The following is a 22,499-nucleotide window of genomic DNA, read 5'->3' as shown; positions in this document are numbered from 1 at the left end:
TCGGCGGTCATGCGGCGCCTCCTTCGAGGTCTGCGACGATCTCGTCGATGGAGACGCGCAGCTCTGCCTGGCGGGCGACGATGCGCGCGATCTCGGCATTCAGCGCCTGGATGTCCACGACCTCGCGAGTGTCCTCCTGCTCGACGTAGGACGAGACCGCAATGTTGTAGTCGTTCGCCGCGATCTCCGCGTTGGGCACGAGCTTCGCGACGTGGTCGACGTCCTCGCGCGCGGTGAAGCGCTCCAGGATGTGTTCCTGATTCGTCGGCAGCAGCTTGTTCTTGTTCCCGGTCCGCGTGAACTCCGCCGAGGCGTCGATGAAGAGCACCGCGTTGTCGTTCTTGGACTTCTTGAGCACGATGACGCAGGTGGCGATCGTCGTGCCGAAGAACAGATCCGGCGGCAGCTGGATCACGGCATCCACGTAGTTGTTGTCGATGAGGTACTGACGGATCTTCCGCTCCGCGCCGCCCCGGTAGAGCACGCCGGGGAACTCGACGATCGCCGCCGTGCCGTTGACCGCGAGCCACGACAGGATGTGCATCGTGAACGCCAGGTCGGCCTTCGACTTCGGCGCCAGCACCCCGGCCGGGGCAAACCGCTCGTCGTTGATCAGCAACGGATTGGCGTCACCCTCCCACCTGATCGAGTAGGGCGGGTTGGAGACGATCGCCTCGAATGGCTCGTCATCCCAGTGCTGGGGATCGGTGAGCGTGTCGCCGTGCGCGATGTTGAACTTCTCGTAGTTCACGTCGTGCAAGAACATGTTGATGCGGGCGAGGTTGTAGGTGGTCAGGTTGATTTCCTGACCGAAGAAACCACCGACGTTGTCGCGCCCGAGCACCTTCGCGAACTTCAGCAGCAGGGAGCCGGAGCCCGCGGCCGGATCGTAGACCTTGTTCACGCGGGTCTTGCCGACCACGGTGATCTTCGCCAACACCTCGGAGACTTCCTGCGGTGTGTAGTACTCGCCGCCCGATTTCCCGGCCTGGGACGCGTACATCTGCATCAGGTACTCGTAGGCGTCGCCGAACAGATCGATCGAATTGTCCTCGAAGTTCCCCAACGGCAGGTCGCCGATGGCATCGAGCAGCTTCAGCAGCTTCTCGTTGCGCTTGGCGACCGTGTTGCCGAGCTTGTTGCTGTTGACGTCGAGGTCGTCGAACAGACCCTTGATGTCGTCCTCGCTGTCGGTGCCGAGCGCGGAGCCCTCGATGTTCCTGAAGACCCGCTCGAGCGTCTCGTTGAGGTTCTCGTTATCGACGGCGCGCTGCCGGACGTTGGCGAACAGGTCGGACGGCAGGATGTAGAAACCCTTCTCCGCCACGACCTCGCCGCGTGCGAACTCCGCCTGCGCATCGGGCATCCGCATATAGTCGAACGATGCGTCGCCCGCCTCGTGCTCGCCGGAGTTGATGTAAGCCGTGAGGTTCTCAGACACGAATCGGTAGAACAGCATCCCCAGCACGTAGGTTTTGAAGTCCCACCCGTCGATGCTACCGCGCAGGTCGTTGGCGATGCGCCATATCGTCTTGTGCAGCTCCGCGCGCTGCGCCTCTTTGGTGGTCGGTGACATGATGCCGGTGTTCTCCTCCGCGCCACGGCGCGATCGTGTTGCTATGAGATGCAGACCCAGATTATCGACAACCCCCGACGCGACGCCTCTGCCGCGCCGGACCTATATGCTTGGGCGCCGCCTGGCCCGAGACCCGGACCGTGTGCGAGGCCTCTAGTCCACCTCAGGAATCGAGTTCAATGCGTGGGCCACCTGCAACCGTTCGATTTGAGGACGCAAAAAAGCCCTGACTAAGCAGAACGCTTAGTCAGGGCCTTCGATCCGTCGGGTTGACAGGATTTGAACCTGCGACCCCTTGACCCCCAGTCAAGTGCGCTACCAAGCTGCGCCACAACCCGAATCCGCGCCCCGGGTTTCCCCCGGGCACTCGATAGATATTACATCATCCCCCCGCGGTTCGCACATCGAGCGCGGGGCCGTGGCGGGCGACGTCGTGCCGCGGGTACGCGGACGCGAGGGCCGCCGATCCGGGCCCGGCATGCGGGCCGGGCCGGGACGGCTCACCGCGACGACGCCGGGGCGGTCACTCGGCCCGCCCCGGCCCCGCCAACGGCGGCGGACCCGCCGGCGTCAGGGCTAGCCACAACGCCAGCCCTAGTACCAGCGCGGACCGCAACCGGGGTCACAGCCACAGCCGCGCAGCCTACCGCCGCTTGGCGGCCCCGCCGCGCCCGCCGCCACCCTCGCGGGTCAGCGAGCGCCGCTCGCGCACGCGCATGGTGACCTCGATCGGGGTGCCCTCGAAGTCGAAGGTCTCCCGGAGACGGCGGGTGATGAAGCGCCGGTACCCCGGGTCCAGGAACCCGGTGGTGAACAGCACGAACTTCGGCGGCCGCGAGGAGACCTGCGTGCCGAACAGGATGCGGGGCTGCTTGCCGCCGCGCACGGGGTGCGGGTGGGCCGCCACGATCTCGCCCAGGAACGCGTTGAGCCGCCCCGTGGGGATGCGCGAGTCCCAGGACTCCAGCGAGCGCAGCAGCGCGGGTACCAGCTTGTCCTTGTGCCAGCCGGTCTTCGCGGAGAGGTTCACGCGCGGGGCCCAGGCGACGTGCGCCAGGTCCCGGTCGATCTCCCGCTCCAGCTCGTAGCGGCGGTCCTCGTCCAGGGTGTCCCACTTGTTGAAGGCGAGCACCAGGGCGCGCCCCGACTCGATCGCCAGCTGCAGGATCCGCACGTCCTGCTCGGACAGCGGCTCGGAGACGTCCAGCAGCACCACGGCCACCTCGGAGCGCTCCAGCGCGGTCTGGGTCCGCAGCGAGGCGTAGAACTCCGCGCCCTTGGCCATGTGCTGACGACGCCGGATGCCCGCGGTGTCCACGAAGCGGAACGGCAGCCCGCCCAGCTCCACGAGCTCGTCCACCGGGTCGCGGGTGGTCCCGGCGAGGTCGTTGACCACGGCCCGGTCCTCCCCCGCGAGCTTGTTCAGCAGCGAGGACTTGCCCGTGTTGGGCCGCCCGATCAGGGCCACGCGCCGCGGCCCGTCGTACTGCTCGGGCTCGGCGTACTGCGAGTGCTCCGGCATGACCTTCAGCAGCTCGTCGAGCATGTCCGCGATCCCGCGGCCGTGCACGCCGGAGACCGGGTGCGGCTCGCCCATGCCCAGGCCCCACAGCGCGGCGGCCTCGGGTTCCTGGTAGGCGTCGTCGATCTTGTTGGCGGCCAGCAGCAGCGGCTTGCGCACGCGGCGCAGCATCTGCACGATCGCCTCGTCCATCGCGGTGATGCCCACCAGGGCGTCGACCACGAGGATCACGACGTCGGCGTGCGCCACCGCGAGCTCGGCCTGGGCCGCGACCTGGGCGTTGATGCCCTTGGCGTCGGACTCCCAGCCGCCGGTGTCCACCAGGGTGAAGGTCTTGTCGTTCCACTCGGCCGGGTAGAAGACGCGGTCGCGGGTCACGCCCGGCTTGTCCTCCACGACCGCCTCGCGGCGGCCCAGGATCCGGTTGATGATGGTGGACTTGCCCACGTTGGGGCGGCCCACCACGGCCACCACCGGGTCGGGCTCGGCCGTGCGCTCGGCGCCGGTCTCGAAGCCCCAGTCCAGCAGGAGCTCGCGGTCCTCCTCGTCGAGCTCGTAGTCCTCCAGGCCGGCGCGGAGGGACTCGGCGCGCTGCTCGGCGTCGTCCTCGTCCAGCTCGGCCATGTAGGCGGCGAGGCGGTCGTCCTCGCCCTCGTTCCCGAGGTACTTCTCCTCGTACTCGTCATGCATGGGGGTCATCCGTCCTCGCCGACCTTCTCGTCGGTCTCGTTGTTCTCGACGCCGGCGGCGTCGGCCTTCGTGTCCTCGGTGCCGGCGGCGCCGGCGTCGGTGGAGTCCTCGGCGGGCCCCGCCTCGGCGGTCCCGTCCTCGTCCTTGGCGTTCCCGCCTTCCTTCTCGGCGTCCCCGTCCTCGTGCTCCGCGCGGATCGCCTCGACGGCCCCCCGGACCACGTCGATCACGGCGATGACCGTCTCGTCGAAGTCCAGCTCGGTCGAGTCGACCAGGGTCACGCCGTCGGCGGCCTCGGTGAAGTTGACCACGCGGGAGTCGGCGGCGTCGCGCCGGCCCACCTGGGTGGTCAGCTGCTCCTCGGAGCGGTCACCGCCCAGCTGCGCGTTGCGGCGGGCCATGCGGACCTCCTCGCTCGCGGTCAGCAGGACCCGGGCGGTGGCCTGGGGCGCGACCACGGTGGTCACGTCCCGGCCCTCGGCCACGACCCGCCGGCCGCTGGACTCGATCTCCACCTGCTGGCGGGCGACCATGACCTTGCGGGCCCGCGGGTTCTTGGCCACCGCCGAGACGTTCTCGGAGATCCGGTCCTCGCGGATGGCCTCCGCGACGTCGGCCCCGGCCACCATGAGCGAGGGCCGGCGGGGGTCGGTGCCCAGCTGCAGGTCCAGCTGATCCGCGGCGGCGGCCACGGCGTCCTCGTCCTCCAGGTCGATCCCGGCCTCGAGGCACCACCAGGTCAGGGCGCGGTACATCGCGCCGGTGTCCAGGAAGGCCAGGTCCAGGCGGCGGGCCACCTCGCGGGAGACCGACGACTTCCCCGACCCGGAGGGCCCGTCGATCGCGACGACGAGCTCCGACCTCCAGGACTCGGGCTGGTCGCCGTCGTGGAACTCGGACCGCGCCGGCGACGCGGGGGCCGCGGCCTGGGTCAGGATCGACTCGTTGTTCTCGGTCACGGATTCCTCCATCGTGTACGGGTCAGGTGCTGGGGGCCGCGGCCGCCGGTGGGCGGACGGGGCTACTTGACGATCTTCCAGCCGCGCGCGTCCAGCTCGTCCACAAGCCGGTCGTGCGCGGTGGGGACCACGGCTACCTCGACCATACCCACTGGCTGGCCGGGAGAGTGCTCCATCCGCAGATCCTCGATGTTCACGCCGATCTCGCCGATCTCCGTGAGCAGCCGGGCGATCTGCCCCGGGGTGTCGTCCACCAGGATCGTCAGCTCGGAGAACGCCTTGGGGGCGCCGCCGTGCTTGCCGGGGATCCGGGCGACCCCGGCATTGCCCTCGCTCATCAGCTGGGCGATGTCCAGGCGCGCGCCGTCGGCGGTGGGCGCCTCGAGCGTGCCGATCAGCCGGTCCAGGTCCGCCCGGACCCCGTAGAGGGTCTCGACGACGGGCCGGGCGTTGGCCGAGAGGATCTGCACCCACAGCCCGGGCTCGGAGCCGGCGATCCGCGTCGTGTCGCGTAATCCCTGGCCCGCCAGGCCCAGCGCCTCGAGCGGCGTCTCCCGCAGGCGGGAGGCCAGCAGCGAGGACATGACCTGCGGGACGTGGGAGACCAGCGCCACCGCGGCGTCGTGCTCCTCGACGTCGAGGTAGGTGACGATCGAGCCGAGGTCCGTGGCCAGCCCGTGGGCCAGGCGCACGGTCTCGGGGGCGACGGCGTCGTGCTCGCAGATCACCCACGGTCGGGAGGTGAACAGCTCGCCGCGCGCCGCGACCGGCCCCGACTTCTCCCGCCCGGACATCGGGTGCGTGCCGAGGTACCGGCTCACGTCCGCGCCCGAGGCCTCCACCTCGGCCAGGATCGGCGCCTTGACCGAGGCGATGTCGACGACGCTCGCGCCCGGGTACTCCCGCAGGCACCGGATCACGGTGGCGGCGGCGACGTCGGGCGGGGTCGCGACGACGATCAGCTGCGGGTCCACCCGCTCGCGCGCCGCGGCCTCCCCCTCCTCGCGGACGAAGCGGGCCAGCGAGCGCCCGGCGCCGATGTCGGCGGCCACGGCCTCGGTGGTCGGCGAGATGTCGGAGACCCACGTCCGGACCCCCTGCACGGCGAGCCCGAGGCCCACGGAGGCGCCCAGCAGCCCGGCCCCGATGATCAGGACGGGTCCGGAGACGGTCGCGGTCTGGCGAGCGGGCACCTCAGCTCACATCCCCACGGAGGTCAGCAGCTGGCTGATCTCCACCTTGGAGAGGTTGCGGACGGTCCCCTGCTTCTGCGAGCCGATGCGCAGCGGGCCCATCTCGGTGCGGACCAGCTTCTCCACGGGGTGCCCGACGGCGTCGAAGAGCCGGCGGACGATGCGGTTGCGGCCGGAGTGCAGCGTGACCTCGATGAGGAGGTGGCCCGGCGTCGAGTCGACGAGCCTGAACTCGTCCACGCGCGCCATCCCGTCCTCCAGGCGGATGCCCTTCTTCATCTCGGCGCCGATCCCGTGCTCCATCGGGCCGCGCACCTGCACGAGGTACTTCTTGGGCACCTCGTAGGAGGGGTGGGTCAGCCGGTTGGCGAGCTCGCCGTCGTTGGTCAGCAGCAGCAGGCCCTCGGTCGCGACGTCGAGCCGGCCGACGTGGAAGATCCGCTCCTTGCGCTGCGGGTTGAGGAAGTCCGAGATGCACCGGCGGCCCTCGGGGTCCTCCATCGTGGCGAGCACGCCCTCGGGCTTGTTGAAGGCGTAGTAGACCTTCGACTCGTCGGTCTGGATGGTCACGTGGTCCACCTGGATCACGGCGTTGTCCGGGTCGACGCGGACGCCGAGGTCGGTGACCAGCTCGCCGTCGACCGTGACCCGACCCTCGGTGATCATCATCTCGCAGACGCGCCGCGAGGCGACGCCGGCCTGCGCCATGATCTTCTGCAGGCGCACGCCGTGCTCGTCGTGCACGTCCAGGCGGTCCACCGGGGCCGCGCGGGGGCGGCGGGGGCGGTGCGGGCCGCTGTACTGCTCGCTGCTCCGGCGCTCGCCCCGCTCGCGGGCGAAGATCTTGCCGGACTGGCCCTTGCGGGGCTGGAACTTCTTCTTCTCGCTCCGGTTGGCGCCGGACTTGACCTCCGGCTGGGGGCCGCGCGCGCCCGGGCGGCCGGGGCGCTGCGACTTCTCGCCCGGGCGGCCCGGGCGCTGGGGCTTCTCGCCGGGGCGGCCGGGCCGCTGCGGCTTCTGGTAGTTCTTGGACGATCCTCCGCGGGCGGGCTTGCCCTGCCCGGGGCGCGAGCCCCTGCCCGCGTTGTTGCCGGAGTTCTGACGTCCCGTCGATCTGTTGGCCATGTCCTTCAATCCTCTGATGATGTTGTGCGTGCGGGCGCCGCCCGGGTCCCGGGCGCTACGTCCGCTGTTCGTAGTCCCCGACGTCCTCGACGCCGGGAAGGTAGGGGGAGATCTTCGGCAGGTCCTCGAGGTCCTCCAACCCGATCCTCTCCAGGAAGAGCGGGGTGGTCTCGAACAGCGCGGCCCCGGACTCCCCCGGTTCCTCGGCCTCCGCCACCAGGCCCCGCGTGCGCAGGGTCCGGATGACGCCGTCCACGTTCACGCCGCGGATCGAGGCGACCCGGGAGCGCGAGACGGGCTGCCGGTAGGCGATCACCGCGAGCGTCTCGAGCGCCGCCTGGGACAGACGCGAGGTCTGACCCTCGAGCACGAAGCGCGAGACCCAGGCGGAGAACTCCGGCCGGGCGTACAGCCGCCAGCCGCCGGCGACCCTCCGCAGCTCCATGCCCCGCGGTTCACGCGGAGGCACGACGCCGGAGGCCGACTTCCCAGTATAACCCGCGTACCGCCGCGGGTCACCGGTGATCCCGGTCGCGTTCTCGGGGGCGGCGTCGGGCGCGTTCTCGGCGGCGGCGTCGGTCGCGATCTCGGGGGCGGCTTCGGTCGCATTCCCGGAAGCCGCTTCGGTCCCGTTCTCGGCGGCCGCCTCGGGCGCGAGGTCGCCGTAGCCGTCGTAGTCGCGGGCCAAGGCGTCCAGCGCGCGCTCGACCGTGGCCACCGGGACCAGCAGGGCCTCGGCGAACTGGTGCTCGCTGATGGGGGCGTCGGCGACCATGAGGATCGCCTCGATGGCCGCCTTGGCGCCGCCGGGGACGAGCTCGACGCGGGGTGGGCCGGCCTCGGGCTCGGACTCGGCGGCGTCGACGTCGTCCGGCCCGCCGTCGATGCGGGTGCCGTCGATGCTGTCGCTGGTCATGCGGGGGTCTGCTCCTGGTCGGTCTCGGAAGGCTGGGCGCGCGCCGCGGGCGCCGCGGGCTCCGCTGGCCGGGCAGGCTGCGCGGACTCGGCGGGCCGGGCGGTCACGGCGGTCTCCGCGGGCGGGTCCGCCGCCCCGCGGTAGTCGTCGTGGGCCAGCCGCTCGGGCGTCCACCCGGGGTCGGTGCCGATCCAGGTCACCGTGAGCTCGGCCAAGGGCGCGTCCTGCGCGAACGCGACGACGCGGTCGCGGTACATCTCCAGCAGGGCCAGGAACCGCACCACGATGACCAGGGGGCTCTCGGCGTCGGCGGCCAGGGCCGTGAACGGCAGCGGGGCACCGGGCATGAGGCGGGCGGCCAGGGTCTCGGCCTCGTCGCGGATCGTGACCTGGAACGAGTGGAGGTGGTCGGTCGAGACCTCGTCGGGAGCCGCGTCCTTCGGAGTCAGCGCCTTCTCCGCGATCTGGGCGAGGCGCTCCGGCGTCGTGGTGAACACCAGCTCGGGCAGCAGGGCGGCGAACTCCGGCGGCAGGGTGGGCGTGCGCGGGACGCGGCTGCGCTCGGCCTCGATCCGCTCGGCCAGCACCTCGGAGACGTCCTTGAACGCCTTGTACTGGAGCAGGCGGGCGAAGAGGAGGTCGCGGGCCTCGAGCATCGCGATGTCCTCGTCGTCCTCGACCTCGCCGGCCGGCAGGAGCCGGGCGGCCTTGAGGTCCAGCAGGGTCGCGGCGATGACGATGAACTCGGTGGCCTCGTCGAGCGCCCGTTCGAGCCCGGTCTCCCGCAGGGTCCGCACGTAGGCGATGAACTCGTCGGTGACGGCCGCCAGTGCGACCTGCGTGATGTCCATCTGCCGCTGCGAGATCAGGGAGAGCAGGACGTCGAAGGGTCCGGCGAAGTTCTCCAGGGACACGGAGAACCCGCCGCCGGAGGTCTCCGCCGACGGCGCGGCGTCGCCGGCCGCTCCGGCGTCGGGCGACGGCGCGTCGCCGCCGGCCCCGCCCGGTCGTCAGGCGATGCCCGGTCGTCAGGCGACGTCGCCTCGCCCGGCGCCGGCCCGGCCGCCGGCGCCTCCGCCCCGGCGTCGGCCGCCGCGAGCGCGTCCCTGATCAGCGGGCGCCCCCGCGCTCGATGAGCTCCTTGGCCAGCTCCCGGTAGGCCACGGACCCGGTGTGGGTGGGCGCGTAGGAGAGGATCGGCTCGGCCGAGACGGTGGCGTCCGGGAACTTCACCGTGCGCTTGATGACCGTGTCGAAGACCTTGTCCCCGAAAGCGTCGATGATCCGGGCGATGACCTCGCGGGAGTGCAGCGTCCGGGAGTCGAACATGGTGGCCAGCACGCCGTCGATCTGCAGGTCCGGGTTGAGCCGGTCCTGCACCTTCTCGATCGAGTCCACCAGCAGGGCGACCGCGCGCAGGGCGAAGAACTCGCAGATCAGCGGGATCACGACGCCGTCGGCCGCGGTCAGCGCGTTGACCGTCAGCAGGCCGAGCGAGGGCTGGCAGTCGATGAGCACGACGTCGTACTCGTCCTTGACCTTGCGCAGCGCCTGGGAGAGCACCTGCTCGCGCGCGACCTCGTTGACCAGCTGCACCTCGGCGGCGGAGAGGTCGATGTTGGCCGGCAGGAGGTCCATGTTCTCGAACTCGGTGGAGCGGATGGCCTCGTGGACGTCCACCTTGCGGTCCATCATGACGTTGTACACGGTGGTGTCCAGCTCGTGCGGGTTGACCCCGAAGCCGGCCGAGAGCGCGCCCTGCGGGTCGAAGTCGACCATCAGGACCTTGCGGCCGAGCTCGGCGAGCGCGGCGCCCAGGTTGATGGTGGACGTGGTCTTGCCGACGCCGCCCTTCTGGTTGACCATGGCGATCACGCGGGCGGGCCCGTGGGAGTCCAGGGGCGCGGGCTCCGGGAACTGGCGCACCGGCCGGCCGGTGGGTCCGACGTCCTGGCCCTGGACGGTTTCAGTCTTCTGTGTGCTCACGCGCAACTATTCCTCGTCGTCATTTCGAGTCGCTTACTCCGCTTAAGCCTACAACCAGCCCCTCGATCCTCGCCGCGCCGGCGGCGCAGTGTGGATCGAGGGGCCGGTGGTGGCGGTGGAACCGCTGGTCAGACGCCCGCGCGCTCGGCCTGTGGACGAACGCGCGGGCGTCATGTGCCGCCCTTCCCGGGCGCGGCGGGAGCGGCGTCGGGGTCAGCCCCGCTCGGCGCCGTCCGGGGAGCCGGCCTGGGCGAGCGGCTCGGGCCGGGCCGAGGTCCGCATCGCGGAGGCCTGCTCCACGCGCTCCTCGCCCCGCGGGTGATGCGCGCCGGCCTCCCCGCCCATCGTCGACTCGTCGAACTTCAGCCGGCCGTCCAGGACGTCGCGGACGCGGCCCATGTCGACCTGGCGGTTCCACTTGCCGACCAGCACGGTGGCCACCGCATTGCCGGTGAAGTTGGTGAGCGCGCGGGCCTCGGACATGAACCGGTCGATGCCCACGATCAGCCCGACGCCGTCCACCAGGTCCGGCCGGTGCGACTGCAGGCCCGCGGCCAGCGTCGCGATGCCCGCGCCGGAGACCCCCGCGGCCCCCTTGGAGGCGATGATCATGAAGACCAGCAGCGAGATCTGCTCCCCGATCGCGAGCGGGGTGCCCATGGCCTCGGCCACGAAGACCGACGCCATGGTCAGGTAGATCGCGGTGCCGTCCAGGTTGAAGGAGTACCCGGTGGGCACCACGATGCCGACCACCGGCTTGGACACGCCCAGGTGCTCCATCTTGGCGATGAGGCGGGGCAGGGCGGCCTCGGAGGACGACGTCGAGAAGATCAGCAGGTACTCCCGCGCCAGGTACTTCATCAGCTTGAGGATGTTGACACCGGTCGCGATCTTCAGCAGGCCGCCGAGGATCACGACGATGAACAGCACGCAGGTGACGTAGAAGCCGATCATCAGCACGGCCATCGAGGCGATGGCCTTGATGCCGGTGTCCCCGACGACGGCCGCGATGGCCCCGAAGGCGCCGATGGGCGCGAGCCACATGATCATCATGAGGAGGCGGAACACGAGGTTCTGCAGGTGGCCGATGAAGGTCAGGATCGGCTGCCCGAGGTCGCCCATCTTCTGCAGCGCGAAGCCGACCAGCAGGGCGACGAACAGGGTCTGCAGGATGTTGCCCTCGGTCAGGGAGGACAGCAGCGAGGTGGGGATGATGCCGAGGACGAACCCGGCGGTGCCGCCGGACTCCCCGCTCTCACCGCCGGCCTCGGGGGTGAAGCCGGTCGCGTGGTAGTTCAGGTCGTGCCCGGGGTGCAGGATGTTGCCGACGATCAGCCCGATGCCGAGGGCGAAGGTGGACATGATGACGAAGTAGATCAGCGCCATGCCGCCCACGCGGCCCACGGTCGCGGCCTTGGCGACCGAGCCCACGCCCAGGACGATGGTGCAGAAGATGATCGGCGCGATCATCATGGTGATGAGCGAGATGAACCCGGTGCCGAGCGGCTTGAGCGACTTGCCGACCTCGGGCGCGATCAGCCCGAGCGCGGCGCCCAGGACGACGGCGAGGATGACGAAGACGTACAGCAGGTGCGTCTTGTCCTTATACCACGGCTTCTTCGCGGTGGTCTGAGCCATGAGAGCTCCCCTTTTCGATGTGTGCGATGCCCGCGCGGGCCACGACGTCGGGGGCCAGGCGGGATGGTGTCGATCACAGCAGTATGGTGTCCCGCGTCACGGAGGGGGGAGTTGCGGTCATTGAGTTCACGGGTGACGTGAACGGGGCTTCCCACGGTCGCTGCCGGTCCCAGGGCTCCACGAAAGGGCCGGCGCCCCAGGAGGCGGCGTCTTGGCCTGCCGCCTCGACCGCGTGTCTCACGCGCCGAGTCCGGACTGGATCTCCCGGATCGCGTCGCCGAGGGCACCGGAGGCCAGCAGCCCCGGCCCCAGCGGCCCGGCGGAGTCCTCGCCCAGTGCCGGGAGCAGGCTCAGCGCGGCGCGGACCGGCGGCGTCATGGCCGCCAGCTGCCACCGGACCTCCTCGCCCCGGGCCTCGGGGCGGCCGGACGCGGCGAGGCCGGCCGCCCGGACGGCGTAGGCCGCCGCGCCGAGGGCGTGCGCTCCCATGTGCGCGACGCCGGAGGCCTGCGCGGCGGATCGCGCGGCGGCCGCGCCGGCTGGGGTCCTCGCGGACGACGCCGCCCGCCCCGCGACGAACCTCCGCTTGATCTCCCCGGCCGCGCCCAGCTCGCCCCGCCCGAACGCCCGGGCGCGGGCGATCGCATCGCGGGGCCGGGCGTCGTCGGGCGCCTCCGCCTCGAAGAGCGGGAGGACGCGTTCCGCGCAGTCGGCGGCCCAGGCCGCGACGAGCCGCCGGTCCTCCTCGCTAAGCGCTTGAGGTGATGCCATGCCGCCCATCCTGCCACGGGTGCATGCCGCCGGGGAGGGACGGCGGGTCCTAGCCGCCGGGGCAGGGTCGGGGGCGCGACGGCGGGCCCGTCACCGGGGGGGGGGCGAGCCAAACCGAGCGGGCCGAGCCCAGCCGAGCCGGCGAATGATCCACCCGGGTCAGACGACGTCGAGCTCCCAGACGATCTCGAACCCGTCCGCCTCGTCCCACTGCTCCCCCGTCACCGCGAAGCCCGCGGAGCGCACGATCCTCTGCGAGACCAGGTTGGCGGGGGCGATGGTCGCGCGCACGACCCTGACCTCCGGGCGGGCGCGGGCCACCGCGAGCATCGCCTCCAGCGCCGCGCGGGCGTACCCCCGGCGCCGGTGCCCCGGGTCGACGTGGTAGCCGGCCTCGACCATCCCGCGGGCGTCGGGCGGGCCGTGGAAGCCGGCGATGCCGACCGGTCCCTCCACCCCGTCGGCGTAGATCAGCCGGGTGACCCAGGCGGCCTCGGCGGGCGAGGCTTCGATCTGCCCGATCCGCATCCGCCACGCGACCACGCACTCCTCGGAGGCCACGAAAGGCGTGAGGCCCTCGCGCTCCGCGACGCCCTCCCCGCCCGCGACCAGCAGCCGCATGACCGGCAAGGGCACCCGCACGAGGCGGACCCGGGGCCCGCGCGCTCCGGGCGACGACCACGGCCCCTCCAGGCTCGGACCCATCCGCCGCCCCCTAGGGGACGACCCTCCGGCCGGTCCACTCGCCCTCCGCGCCGCGACCGGCACGACCGTCGTCACCGCCACGCTGGCCGAGCCCGTCAAGACCACCGGGCTGGTCACCACCGTCGTCACCACCGCGCTCGTCGCGACCGCCGAGACCACCGCGCTCGAACTCCCAACGCGCCTGCGGCGAGGCGGAGAGGTCCAGCCAGTCGAGCCGCTCGCAGTCGATCCGGATCCAGGCGAACCGCCCGAAGGCCGCGGCGTCGTCCTCGCGCTCGGCCCCGGACCCGGTGGCGGATTCCTCCGCGGACCCCACGACCGGCATCCCGTCCGTCCCGGTCGGCGCACCGCTCCCGGCCGGCGCCCCGTCGTCGGCCAGCGGCGTGCCGGGGACCAGCGGGGAGCGGTACAGGTCCCGGCTTCCGGGGCTCAGCGACTCCCACGCGCGGGCGCGCTCCTCGGCGTCCAGGACCTCGAGGGCGCGCCCCTCGACGCGGAGCTGGACCGAGCGGTCCTCGTCCCACACCGTGAACGCGACGCGCGGGTCCCCGGCCAGCTCCCCGACCTTGGCCGCACGCCGGTCGCTGACCACGTGGAGGCAGCCCGACCCCCGGTCGCTGCGGCGCAGGATGACCGCGCGGACCCGGGGCGCGCCCGCCGCGTCCACGGTCCCGAGGTAGCCGAGGGTGAACGGGGTGCGCCCCCGCACCGCCGCGTCGAGCGAGCGCCAGATCTCGTCCAGGATCTCCTGCGTGGTGGTCGTCATGCCTCGTATTCTCGCACCCCGGCCGCCCGTCCCTCGAGCCCCGCTCGCCCGTTTCTCGCTCCCCGGCCGCCCGCCGGACCGCGCTCCCGCGAGGGTGCGCCGGATCACGCGCCCGCATAGGGTGGCACCCATGCGCTCCCTCCGCCCCCGGATCCACTGGAACATCGCCCGCCGCTTCCTGCTCTCGCAGATGCTCGTGGTCGTGCTGGTGTGCGGCGTCGTCGCGGCCGCCCTCTACTGGCAGGCGCAGGCCGCCGCCCGGGACCGCGCCGGGGAGATCACCCGCACGCTCACGACGTCGCTGGTCCGGGACCCGTACGTCGTCGAGCGCCTGCAGTCGGCGGACCCCAGCGAGGGCCTCCAGGACTACGCGCACGGCATCACCGAGAACTCCTCGGTCAGCTTCATCACCATCATGTCCCCCGACGGCGTGCGATACACCCACGAGAACCCCGGGTCGATCGGGCTGCCGTACCAGGGCGAGATCGCCGGGGCGCAGGCCGGGCGCATCGAGACCCTCGAGGAGCGCGGGACGCTCGGCGTGTCGATGCGCACCATCGCGCCCGTCACGGGGCCGGACGGGACGGTGATCGGCCTGGTCTCCACCGGCGTCACGATCAACGAGATCTCCACGATCGTCCGCGAGCAGGTGCCGCTGCTGGGCCTCATCGCCGCGACGCTCCTGGCCACCACCACCGCCTCCACGATCCTCATCTTCCGCTACCTGAGCCGCGCGACGCTGGGCTTCAGCCGCGAGGACATCCTCCAGGCCGAGGCGACCCGCTCCCTGGCCGCGGCCCTGCGGTCGCAGAACCACGAGCACCGCAACCGCATGCACACGGTCCTGACGCTCCTGGAGCTCGGCCACGTGGACCGGGCCCGGCGCTTCGCGGAGGCCGACATCGCCTCGGGCACCTCGTGGGAGGCCGACCTCGCGGCCGGGGACCAGCTGCCCGCCGTGGCGGCGCTGCTGACCGGGAAGAAGGCCGAGGCCGGCGAGCGCGGCGTCGAGATCGGCGTCGGGGTCGGCGGGTCCTGGCGCGCGGTGCCGCTGACCGACGTCGAGCTGGTCTCGGTGGTGGGCAACCTCGTGGACAACGCGATGGACGCGGTCTGCGAGAACCCGCCCGGGGAGCCGCGCGAGGTCGAGGTGGACCTCAGCGAGACCGACGCCGGCTGGGAGGTGGTCGTCGCCGACTCCGGCCCCGGCATCCCGCCCGGTGCGGAGACTCGGATCTTCGAGTGGGGCTACTCCTCCAAGCCGGCCGGGGACGCGGGACGCGGGGTCGGCCTGCACCTGCTCCGTGAGATGATCGAGCGGCGCGGGGGCACCGTGGAGGCCGCCAACGACGCCGGCGCCGTCTTCACCGTGCGCATCCCCCGCCCCGACCGCCCCGGGGCGCCCCGCCCGGACGCCGAGACCCCAGGAGCCCGCCGATGACGCCAGCCCCCGACTCCCCCGCCCCCGGTCCCGGCCCGGACCCGGTGCGCGTGGTGGTGGTCGACGACGAGCAGATCACCGCCGCCTCCCACGCCGAGTACATCCGCTCCCTCGACGGCTTCGAGGTCGCCGCCGTTGCCTACAACGCGCAGGCGGCGATCGCCGCCCTCCGCGCCGAGGCGGCCGCCGGCCGCGCGGTGGACCTCGTCCTGCTGGACGTCACGCTGCCGGACCGCTCCGGGTACGACGTCGCGCGCTTCATCCGCGGCGCCGACCTCCCGGTGGACATCCTCATGGTGACCGCGCGCCGGGACGCCGCGAGCCTGCGGGCCGCCTCGCTCCAGGGCGCCTACGGCTACCTGGTCAAGCCCTTCAGCTTCACCCAGCTGCACGGCAAGCTCACGGCCTACCTCGCGTTCCGGGAGCGCCTGCGCGGGGGGACGAGCTTCGCCCAGGCGGACATCGACCGGCTGTGGGGCCGGGAGGGTGGGGACGCCGAGGGCCTGCCCAAGGGCCTGTCCGCCGAGACGCTCGCGGAGGTCTCCCGGGTGCTCGGGGAGGCCGAGGCCCCGCTCTCCGCCGGCGAGGTCGCCGCCGCGCTCGACCTCTCGCGGGTCACGGCCCGGCGGTACCTGGAGCACCTGCACCGCGGGGCCCTGGTGCGGAAGCAGTCGCGGCACGGCACGCCCGGGCGGCCGGAGATCGAGTACGCCTGGGTCGGCTGAGGACCGGGCACGGGACCGGGCGGCGAGCGCTCCGAGACGGCCAGCCGCTTTCACGAGAACGATCACTCTGTATACACCGCGGCGCTGCTGCGATTGAAGACGCCGCTCCAGCGGAGGTTCTTGAGCCTTCCGCGACTTCTGTGTATACATGGGAGGGAGGCGTTCGTGGCCCGCGTCACCCTGCGGCCCCGGCGCGCCCGGCGTGGTCGTCGCCGTGACCCCACCGCCGCCGTCTCCGTCACCGCGAGCCGACCCCGAGGAGGTGCCCCCGTGCGAGCCAGCGAACGCGCCCACCGCATCCTGCACGGCGACATCGTGGAGTGGCGCCTCGCTCCCGGCACCGTGCTCGGCGAGGTCGAGCAGGCCACCCGCCTCGGCGTCTCGCGCACCCCGGTCCGCGAGGCCTTCTCCCGTCTGCTGTCCGAGGGGCTCGTGGAGGCCAAGCCGGGCCGCGGCGTCGTCGTCTCCCCCGTCTCGGCGGAGTCGGTGCGGGCGATGTTCGAGCTGCGCGCGGCCCTGGACGCCCAGGCCGCGGACCTGGCCGCCCGGCGCGGCGACCCCGCGCTGTTCACGGACCTCGCCCGCCGCCTGGAGGCCGCGGCGGAGGACCCGGACCGCGCCGAGGACGCCGATCGTCGCGCCTACTACGCCCTGGTCGACCGCTTGGACGCCGCCCTCGACGCCGCGGTGGACAGCGCCTACCTCGTCCAGGCCCAGCGCAGCCTGCGCGTGCACCTGGGCCGGGTGCGGAAGCTGTCCAAGGGCGACGAGCGGCGCCTGCGCGCCGCGGCCGCCGAGCACGCCCAGATCGCCCGCGCCGTGGCCCACGGCGACCCCGAGCTGGCCCGGGCCTGCACCCGGGTCCACCTGAGCAACTCCCTGGCGGCCATCCTGGCCGCCATCACCACCCTCCAGGAGGAGACCCCGTGACCGTCACCCACCCCGTCCGCGTCTACCGCAGCGACGAGAGCCTGCCCCGCGAGGACCAGCTCGCCCACAAGATCGCGCGGGTCGCCGCCGATCCCGTCGAGGTCGAGCCCGAGGTCCGCGAGATGATCGTCAACCGCGTCCTGGACAACGCCGCGGTGGCCATCGCCTCGCTGAACCGCGCGCCCATCGTCTCCGCCCGCGACCAGGCCCTGTGCCACGCGCCCGGGCCTCACGGCGCCGGCTCCGCGCTCTACGGGCTCGACGCCGCCGGGACCCGGGTCTCCCCCGAGTGGGCGGCCTGGGCCAACGGCGTCGCCGTCCGCGAGCTCGACTACCACGACACGTTCCTGGCCGCCGAGTACTCCCACCCGGGGGACAACATCCCGCCGATCCTCGCGGTCGCCCAGCACGCGGGCCGCTCGGGCGCGGAGCTGCTGCGCGGGCTGGCCACCGGCTACGAGATCCAGGTGGACCTCGTGAAGTCCATCAGCCTGCACCGGCACAAGATCGACCACGTCGCGCACCTGGGCCCCTCCGCCGCGGCCGGCATCGGCACCCTGCTGGGCCTCGACGTCGAGACGATCTTCCAGGCCGTGGGCCAGGCCCTGCACACCACCACCGCGACCCGGCAGTCCCGCAAGGGCGAGATCTCCACCTGGAAGGCCCACGCCCCGGCCTTCGCGGGCAAGATGGCCGTGGAGTCGGTGGACCGGGCCATGCGCGGGCAGACCTCCCCCGTGCCGATCTACGAGGGCGAGGACGGCGTCATCGCCTGGCTGCTGGACGGGCCCGACGCCGCCTACGAGGTCCCGCTGCCCGCCCCCGGCGAGCCCAAGCGCGCGATCCTGGACACCTACACCAAAGAGCACTCCGCCGAGTACCAGGCCCAGGCCTGGATCGACCTGGCCCGCCGCCTGCACGCCGAGCACCCCGAGCTGGGCGACCCGGAGCGCGTGGAGTCGATCGTCCTGCACACCTCCCACCACACCCACTACGTGATCGGCTCCGGCGCCAACGACCCCCAGAAGTACGACCCCACGGCCTCCCGCGAGACCCTCGACCACTCGATCCCCTACATCTTCACGGTCGCCCTGCAGGACGGCGCGTGGAGCCACGACGCCTCCTACGCCCCCGAGCGCGCGGGCCGCCGGGACACCGTGGCCCTGTGGCGCAAGGTCACCACCGAGGAGGACCCGGAATGGACCCGCCGCTACCACGCGATCGACCCGCGGGAGAAGGCCTTCGGCGGACGCGCGGAGATCACGCTGACGGACGGGACGCGGATCGTGGAGGAGATCGCGGTGGCCGACGCCCACCCGCTCGGCGCCCGCCCCTTCGCCCGCGAGCAGTACGTGCGCAAGCTGCGCACGCTGGCCGAGGGCCGGGTCGCCGACGCCGAGCTCGACCGCTTCATCGACGCCGCCGAGAACCTCGCCGAGCTCGCCCCGGGCGAGCTGGGCGCGCTGAACGTCACGGCCGACGTCGAGCTGGCCACCGGACCGAAGGGGATCTTCTAGATGCTGTACCCGGACACCACGCCCGAGCAGAAGCGCCGCCGGCTGCGGGACATGCTGGCCGACGGCGCCCTCCACCGGTTCCCCGGCGCCTACACCCCGCTCTCCGCGCGGCTGATCCAGGAGAAGGGCTTCGACGGCGTCTACGTCTCCGGGGCCGTGCTGGCCAACGAGCTCGGCTTCCCGGACATCGGGATGACGACGCTGACCGAGGTGGCCCAGCGCGCCGGCCAGATCGCGCGGATGACGGACCTGCCGGCGGTCGTCGACGCCGACACCGGCTTCGGCGAGCCCATGAACGTCGCCCGCACGGTCCAGGAGCTGGAGGCCGCGGGGCTGGCCGGCTGCCACATCGAGGACCAGGTCAACCCCAAGCGGTGCGGGCACCTCGAGAACAAGAGCGTGGTGGACGAGGCGACCGCGGTCAAGCGCGTCAAGGCCGCCGCGGAGGCCCGCCGGGACCCGGACTTCCTGATCATGGCGCGCACGGACCTGCGCGGCGTCGAGGGCCTCGACGCCGCGATCGACCGGATGCGCGCCCTGGTCGACGCCGGCGCCGACGCGATCTTCCCCGAGGCCATGAGGGACCTGGACGAGTTCCGCGCCGTGCGCGAGGCCCTCGACGTGCCGATCCTGGCGAACATGACCGAGTTCGGCAAGTCCCGGCTGTTCACCGCGGAGGAGCTGGCCGGCGTCGGGGTCAACATGGTCATCTACCCGGTCACCCTGCTGCGCAGCGCGCTCGGGGCCATGGAGCGCGTGCTGGAGGCGATCGAGCGCGACGGGACCCAGGAGCGGGAGGTGGACGCGATGCTGACCCGCGCCCGCCTCTACGAGCTGGTGGACTACGAGGGGTACGGCCGCTTCGACGAGGGGGTCTTCGACTTCGAGGTCCCCCAGCGCCACGCCGACTGAGCGAGAATGGACACCACACCGTCGTCGAGGAGGATGACATGAGCACCGAGAACGAGATCCACAAGGGCTTGGCCGGGGTCGTCGCGGACACCACCGCGATCTCCAAGGTCGACCCCGAGTCCAACTCGCTGCTGTACCGGGGTTACCCGGTGCAGGAGCTGGCCGCGCGGTGCTCCTTCGAGGAGGTCGCGCTGCTGATCTGGACCGGGGAGCTGCCCGGCGAGCGCGAGCTGGCCGCGTTCCTCGAGGTCGAGCGGTCCCACCGGGCCCTCTCGCCGGAGCTGAGGGCCGTGATCGACGCCCTGCCCGCCGACTGCCACCCCATGGACGTGTGCCGCACCGCGGTCTCCGTGCTGGGCGCCCAGGACCCCCGGTCGGAGGACGCCTCCCCGGAGGCCAACCTGGCCAAGGCGCAGCGGCTGTTCGCGGCCATGCCCGCCGTGGTCGCCTACGACCAGCGCCGCCGCCGCGGCCAGGACCCCGTGGAGCCGCGGGAGGACCTGGACTACTGCGAGAACTTCCTGCACATGGCCTTCGGCGAGGTGCCGGCCCCAGAGGTCGTCCGGGCGTTCTCCGTCTCGATGGTGCTCTACGCCGAGCACTCCTTCAACTGCTCGACCTTCACCGCCCGGACCATCGCCTCCTCGCTCGCGGACCTTCACTCGGCCGTGACCGGCGCCGTCGGGGCGCTGAAGGGCGCGCTGCACGGCGGTGCCAACGAGGCCGTCATGGAGACGTTCGAGGAGATCGGGATCCGGACGGATGAGCCGCAGGAGGAGGCCGAGCGCCGCGCCAAGGAGTGGATGGACGCCGCCCTCGCCCAGAAGCGCAAGATCATGGGCTTCGGCCACCGCGTGTACAAGCACGGCGACTCCCGGGTGCCGACCATGGAGGCCTCCCTGCACGAAATGATCGAGCACTACGGACGGCCCGAGCTGCTGGGCCTGTACGACGGCCTGGCGAAGTCCATGGACGAGGCCAAGGGCATCAAGCCCAACCTCGACTACCCCACCGGGCCGGTCTACCACCTGATGGGCTTCGACACCCCGACCTTCACACCGCTGTTCGTGGCCTCCCGGATCACCGGGTGGACCGCTCACGTCATGGAGCAGCTGGCGGACAACTCCCTGATCCGCCCGCTCTCGGCGTACTCGGGGCCGGAGGAGCGGCACGTGCCGGAGGCCGACGCGCAGGCGTAGGCGCGGCCCGTGGCGCAGGCCGACGCGCAGGCGTAGGCGCGGCCCGTGGCGGCCGCTCCCTCAGGCGGGGGGGCATCCGGGCCGCCACCCGCGCGCCGCTCAGCCGAGCGCCCGAGGGTGGCTGGTCAGGAACACCTCGCGGAGCGTGTCGGCCGTGACCTTGGTGTAGATCTGCGTGGTGGTCAGGGAGGCGTGGCCCAGCAGCTCCTGAACCACCCGGATGTCGGCCCCTCCCTCCAGCAGGTGGGTCGCGAAGGAGTGGCGCAGGGTGTGCGGCGAGACCTCGTCGGTCACGTGCGCCCGCTCGGCGGCCCTGTTGAGGATCAGCCACGCCCCCTGCCGGGTCAGCCGGCCGCCGCGGGCGTTGAGGAACAGCGCCGGGTTCCCGCGCCCCTTCACGGCGAACTGCGGCCGACCCCGCACGAGGTAGGCCCCGATGGCCTTCCCCGCGTAGGAGCCGACCGGCACGATCCGCTCCTTGCCCCCCTTGCCCCGCAGCCGCACGAATCCCTCGTCGCCGGAGGCCCCGGCGGTCACGGCCTGCGAGGACAGGTCGTCCCGGTCCACGCCCACGGCCTCGGAGATGCGGGAGCCGCTGGAGTAGAGGAACTCGAGCAGCGCAGCGTCGCGCAGGCCGGCCGGCGTCTCCCGGTCCGGGGCGTCCAGGATCCGGGCCACGGTGTCCACGGGCAGGGCCTTGGGCAGCCGCTCCCCCGGGCGCGGGGGCGCGACGGGCTCGGCGGCGTCGACCTCGGCCAGGCCCTCCCGGGCCCAGAACCGGTGCATCCCGCGCACCGATACCACGGCCCGGGCCACGCTGCGCGTCGAGAGCCCGACGCCGCCCTCCCCGGCCGGCCGGGCCAGGTGCCGCACGAAGGCGCGGACGTCCGCGGTGACGACGTCGGCCGGCCCGGCGGCCGCGCTCTCGGCCGCCAGGTGCCCCAGGTAGCGCTCGAGGTCGCGGCGGTAGGAGGTCAGCGTGTTGTCCGACAGCCCCCGCTCGACCGTCAGGTGCTGCAGGTAGCGCCGCATCGCCTGCTCCAGGGCGGGAGGGAGGCCGGGGACGGGCCGGGTCGCCCGGTCGGCCGGCGAGGCGTCGTCCAACGGCGAGGCAGCCCCCACCGGTGAGGCGGCGTCCGCAGGCGAAGCAGTCTCCACCGGCAAGGCGGCCTCCACCGGCCCGTCCGGTCCCGCGTGCGCGCTCACCGCCCGGAGCCCTCCCGCAGGTGCGGGTGCGCCGGCCAGGGCGCGCGGGGGTCGGTGAGCTCGGTGTGGCCGCGCTCCACGCTGGCCCGGGCCGCGAGCACCGCGATGATCGCCGAGGGCGAGTGGATCCGCGCGCCGAGCACCGCCGCGACCGCCTCCTCCAGCGGGAACCAGCGGGCGACGATCTCCGCCTCCTCCCCCGAGCGCTCGACCCGCTCGGCCTCCGGCGCCGCCGAGACGCCCCGGGCCAGGAAGACCCGGTTCGCCTCGGTGGAGACCCCCGGCGAGTTGTGGAACTCGGCCAGCGTGTGCCACGTCTCGGCGACCAGGTCGGTCTCCTCGAGCAGCTCCCGCCGGGCGGCGTCGAGCGGCGCCTCACCCTCGACGTCGAGCATCCCCGCCGGGATCTCCCACAGATTCATGCCCACGGGCTGGCGGTACTGGTTGATCAGCAGGATCTCGTCGCGCTCGTTGAGCGCGGCGATCGCCACCGCCCCCGGGTGGCGCATGAAGTCGCGGTCCAGGGGATCCTCCCCCGGGGCCAGGCGGAAGCGCTCCCGCACGACGTCGAACACGAACCCCTCGAAGCGCGTCTCGCGCGAGAGCAGCTCACGCGGGTTGATCCGGTCGGAGGGGCCCGCCGAGGGGCCCCGGGCGTCGTCGAGGTGGTGTGTCTGGGTCATCTCCCCAGGCTACCGCGGCACGACGCCGCGTCCGCGCTC

At 72.6% G+C, this 22,499-nt stretch carries 19 protein-coding genes, 1 tRNA gene and 1 pseudogene; 6 read left to right on the top strand and 15 right to left on the bottom strand.

Going from position 1 to position 22,499, the window contains the following annotated elements; all coding sequences use genetic code 11:
* Positions 1 to 7 precede the first annotated feature (7 nt).
* The 13 genes and pseudogenes from NBM05_RS04520 to NBM05_RS04460 all read right to left on the bottom strand — a co-directional run bounded on the left by NBM05_RS04520 (position 8) and on the right by NBM05_RS04460 (position 13,847).
* Complete coding sequence (locus NBM05_RS04520) at positions 8 to 1,576, bottom strand: type I restriction-modification system subunit M (protein WP_254165421.1); 1,569 nt, start codon at positions 1,574 to 1,576, stop codon at positions 8 to 10.
* A gap of 264 nt (positions 1,577 to 1,840) precedes the next feature.
* Positions 1,841 to 1,914: transfer RNA gene (locus tag NBM05_RS04515), tRNA-Pro, on the bottom strand.
* Between the two features lie 305 nt (positions 1,915 to 2,219).
* A complete protein-coding gene (gene der, locus NBM05_RS04510) occupies positions 2,220 to 3,797 on the bottom strand; it encodes a ribosome biogenesis GTPase Der (RefSeq protein ID WP_254165419.1) in 1,578 nt (525 codons plus the stop codon).
* A gap of 206 nt (positions 3,798 to 4,003) precedes the next feature.
* Positions 4,004 to 4,759 (bottom strand): annotated as a pseudogene (cmk, locus tag NBM05_RS04505) ((d)CMP kinase); the annotation flags it as partial.
* Positions 4,760 to 4,809: 50 nt separating this feature from the next.
* Entirely contained in the window at positions 4,810 to 5,940 is a 1,131-nt protein-coding gene (locus NBM05_RS04500; RefSeq protein WP_254165417.1) for a prephenate dehydrogenase, read from the bottom strand.
* Positions 5,941 to 5,946: 6 nt separating this feature from the next.
* Positions 5,947 to 7,065 (bottom strand): pseudouridine synthase, encoded by a 1,119-nt coding sequence (locus NBM05_RS04495; protein WP_254165415.1) that lies wholly within the window; start codon positions 7,063 to 7,065, stop codon positions 5,947 to 5,949.
* A 55-nt stretch (positions 7,066 to 7,120) separates the two neighbouring features.
* Positions 7,121 to 7,981, bottom strand: coding sequence for an SMC-Scp complex subunit ScpB (scpB, locus tag NBM05_RS04490; RefSeq protein ID WP_309248112.1), 861 nt, complete (start codon positions 7,979 to 7,981; stop codon positions 7,121 to 7,123).
* The gene (locus tag NBM05_RS04485; RefSeq protein WP_373689292.1) at positions 7,978 to 8,832 is read right to left on the bottom strand and encodes a segregation and condensation protein A; all 855 of its coding nucleotides are present in this window, start codon (positions 8,830 to 8,832) and stop codon (positions 7,978 to 7,980) included. Before NBM05_RS04485 ends, scpB begins: the two co-directional genes overlap by 4 nt.
* 259 nt (positions 8,833 to 9,091) lie before the next feature.
* Positions 9,092 to 9,967 (bottom strand): ParA family protein, encoded by an 876-nt coding sequence (locus tag NBM05_RS04480; RefSeq protein WP_254165412.1) that lies wholly within the window; start codon positions 9,965 to 9,967, stop codon positions 9,092 to 9,094.
* Between the two features lie 213 nt (positions 9,968 to 10,180).
* Positions 10,181 to 11,605, bottom strand: a complete 1,425-nt coding sequence (locus NBM05_RS04475; RefSeq protein ID WP_254165411.1) for a cation:dicarboxylate symporter family transporter — start codon at positions 11,603 to 11,605, stop codon at positions 10,181 to 10,183.
* Positions 11,606 to 11,842: 237 nt separating this feature from the next.
* On the bottom strand, positions 11,843 to 12,376 hold the full coding sequence (locus NBM05_RS04470; protein WP_254165410.1) for a putative immunity protein: 534 nt from the start codon (positions 12,374 to 12,376) through the stop codon (positions 11,843 to 11,845).
* A gap of 159 nt (positions 12,377 to 12,535) precedes the next feature.
* On the bottom strand, positions 12,536 to 12,997 hold the full coding sequence (locus NBM05_RS04465; RefSeq protein ID WP_254165409.1) for a GNAT family N-acetyltransferase: 462 nt from the start codon (positions 12,995 to 12,997) through the stop codon (positions 12,536 to 12,538).
* Between the two features lie 94 nt (positions 12,998 to 13,091).
* Complete coding sequence (locus NBM05_RS04460; RefSeq protein WP_254165408.1) at positions 13,092 to 13,847, bottom strand: pyridoxamine 5'-phosphate oxidase family protein; 756 nt, start codon at positions 13,845 to 13,847, stop codon at positions 13,092 to 13,094.
* A 130-nt stretch (positions 13,848 to 13,977) separates the two neighbouring features.
* Between NBM05_RS04460 and NBM05_RS04455 the strand changes: the two genes are divergently transcribed.
* The 6 genes from NBM05_RS04455 (at position 13,978) to NBM05_RS04430 (ending at position 20,571) form a co-directional block, all read left to right on the top strand.
* Positions 13,978 to 15,288 (top strand): sensor histidine kinase, encoded by a 1,311-nt coding sequence (locus tag NBM05_RS04455; RefSeq protein WP_254165407.1) that lies wholly within the window; start codon positions 13,978 to 13,980, stop codon positions 15,286 to 15,288.
* Entirely contained in the window at positions 15,285 to 16,013 is a 729-nt protein-coding gene (locus NBM05_RS04450; RefSeq protein ID WP_254165405.1) for a response regulator, read from the top strand. The genes NBM05_RS04455 and NBM05_RS04450 overlap by 4 nt, the downstream gene beginning before the upstream one ends.
* A 270-nt stretch (positions 16,014 to 16,283) precedes the next feature.
* On the top strand, positions 16,284 to 16,943 hold the full coding sequence (locus NBM05_RS04445) for a GntR family transcriptional regulator (protein ID WP_254165403.1): 660 nt from the start codon (positions 16,284 to 16,286) through the stop codon (positions 16,941 to 16,943).
* Complete coding sequence (locus NBM05_RS04440; RefSeq protein WP_254165402.1) at positions 16,940 to 18,460, top strand: MmgE/PrpD family protein; 1,521 nt, start codon at positions 16,940 to 16,942, stop codon at positions 18,458 to 18,460. Before NBM05_RS04445 ends, NBM05_RS04440 begins: the two co-directional genes overlap by 4 nt.
* Positions 18,461 to 19,372, top strand: coding sequence for a methylisocitrate lyase (gene prpB / locus NBM05_RS04435; protein ID WP_254165401.1), 912 nt, complete (start codon positions 18,461 to 18,463; stop codon positions 19,370 to 19,372).
* Between the two features lie 38 nt (positions 19,373 to 19,410).
* Positions 19,411 to 20,571: a bifunctional 2-methylcitrate synthase/citrate synthase gene (locus tag NBM05_RS04430; RefSeq protein WP_254165400.1), complete on the top strand. Its 1,161-nt coding sequence runs from the start codon at positions 19,411 to 19,413 to the stop codon at positions 20,569 to 20,571.
* A 99-nt stretch (positions 20,572 to 20,670) separates the two neighbouring features.
* Here the strand turns inward: NBM05_RS04430 and NBM05_RS04425 are convergent, their stop codons facing one another.
* Together NBM05_RS04425 and NBM05_RS04420 are read right to left on the bottom strand one after the other, a co-directional pair.
* Positions 20,671 to 21,735, bottom strand: coding sequence for a site-specific tyrosine recombinase XerD (locus tag NBM05_RS04425; RefSeq protein WP_373689288.1), 1,065 nt, complete (start codon positions 21,733 to 21,735; stop codon positions 20,671 to 20,673).
* 38 nt (positions 21,736 to 21,773) lie between these two features.
* Positions 21,774 to 22,460, bottom strand: coding sequence for an NUDIX domain-containing protein (locus tag NBM05_RS04420; protein WP_254165399.1), 687 nt, complete (start codon positions 22,458 to 22,460; stop codon positions 21,774 to 21,776).
* Positions 22,461 to 22,499: the final 39 nt, after the last annotated feature.

The sequence above is a fragment of the Rothia santali genome (assembly GCF_024199905.1).
Taxonomy (GTDB): Bacteria; Actinomycetota; Actinomycetes; order Actinomycetales; family Micrococcaceae; genus Rothia; species Rothia santali.
Note: the sequence above shows the minus strand (reverse complement) of the source record. Positions and strands in the feature narration are given on the sequence as shown.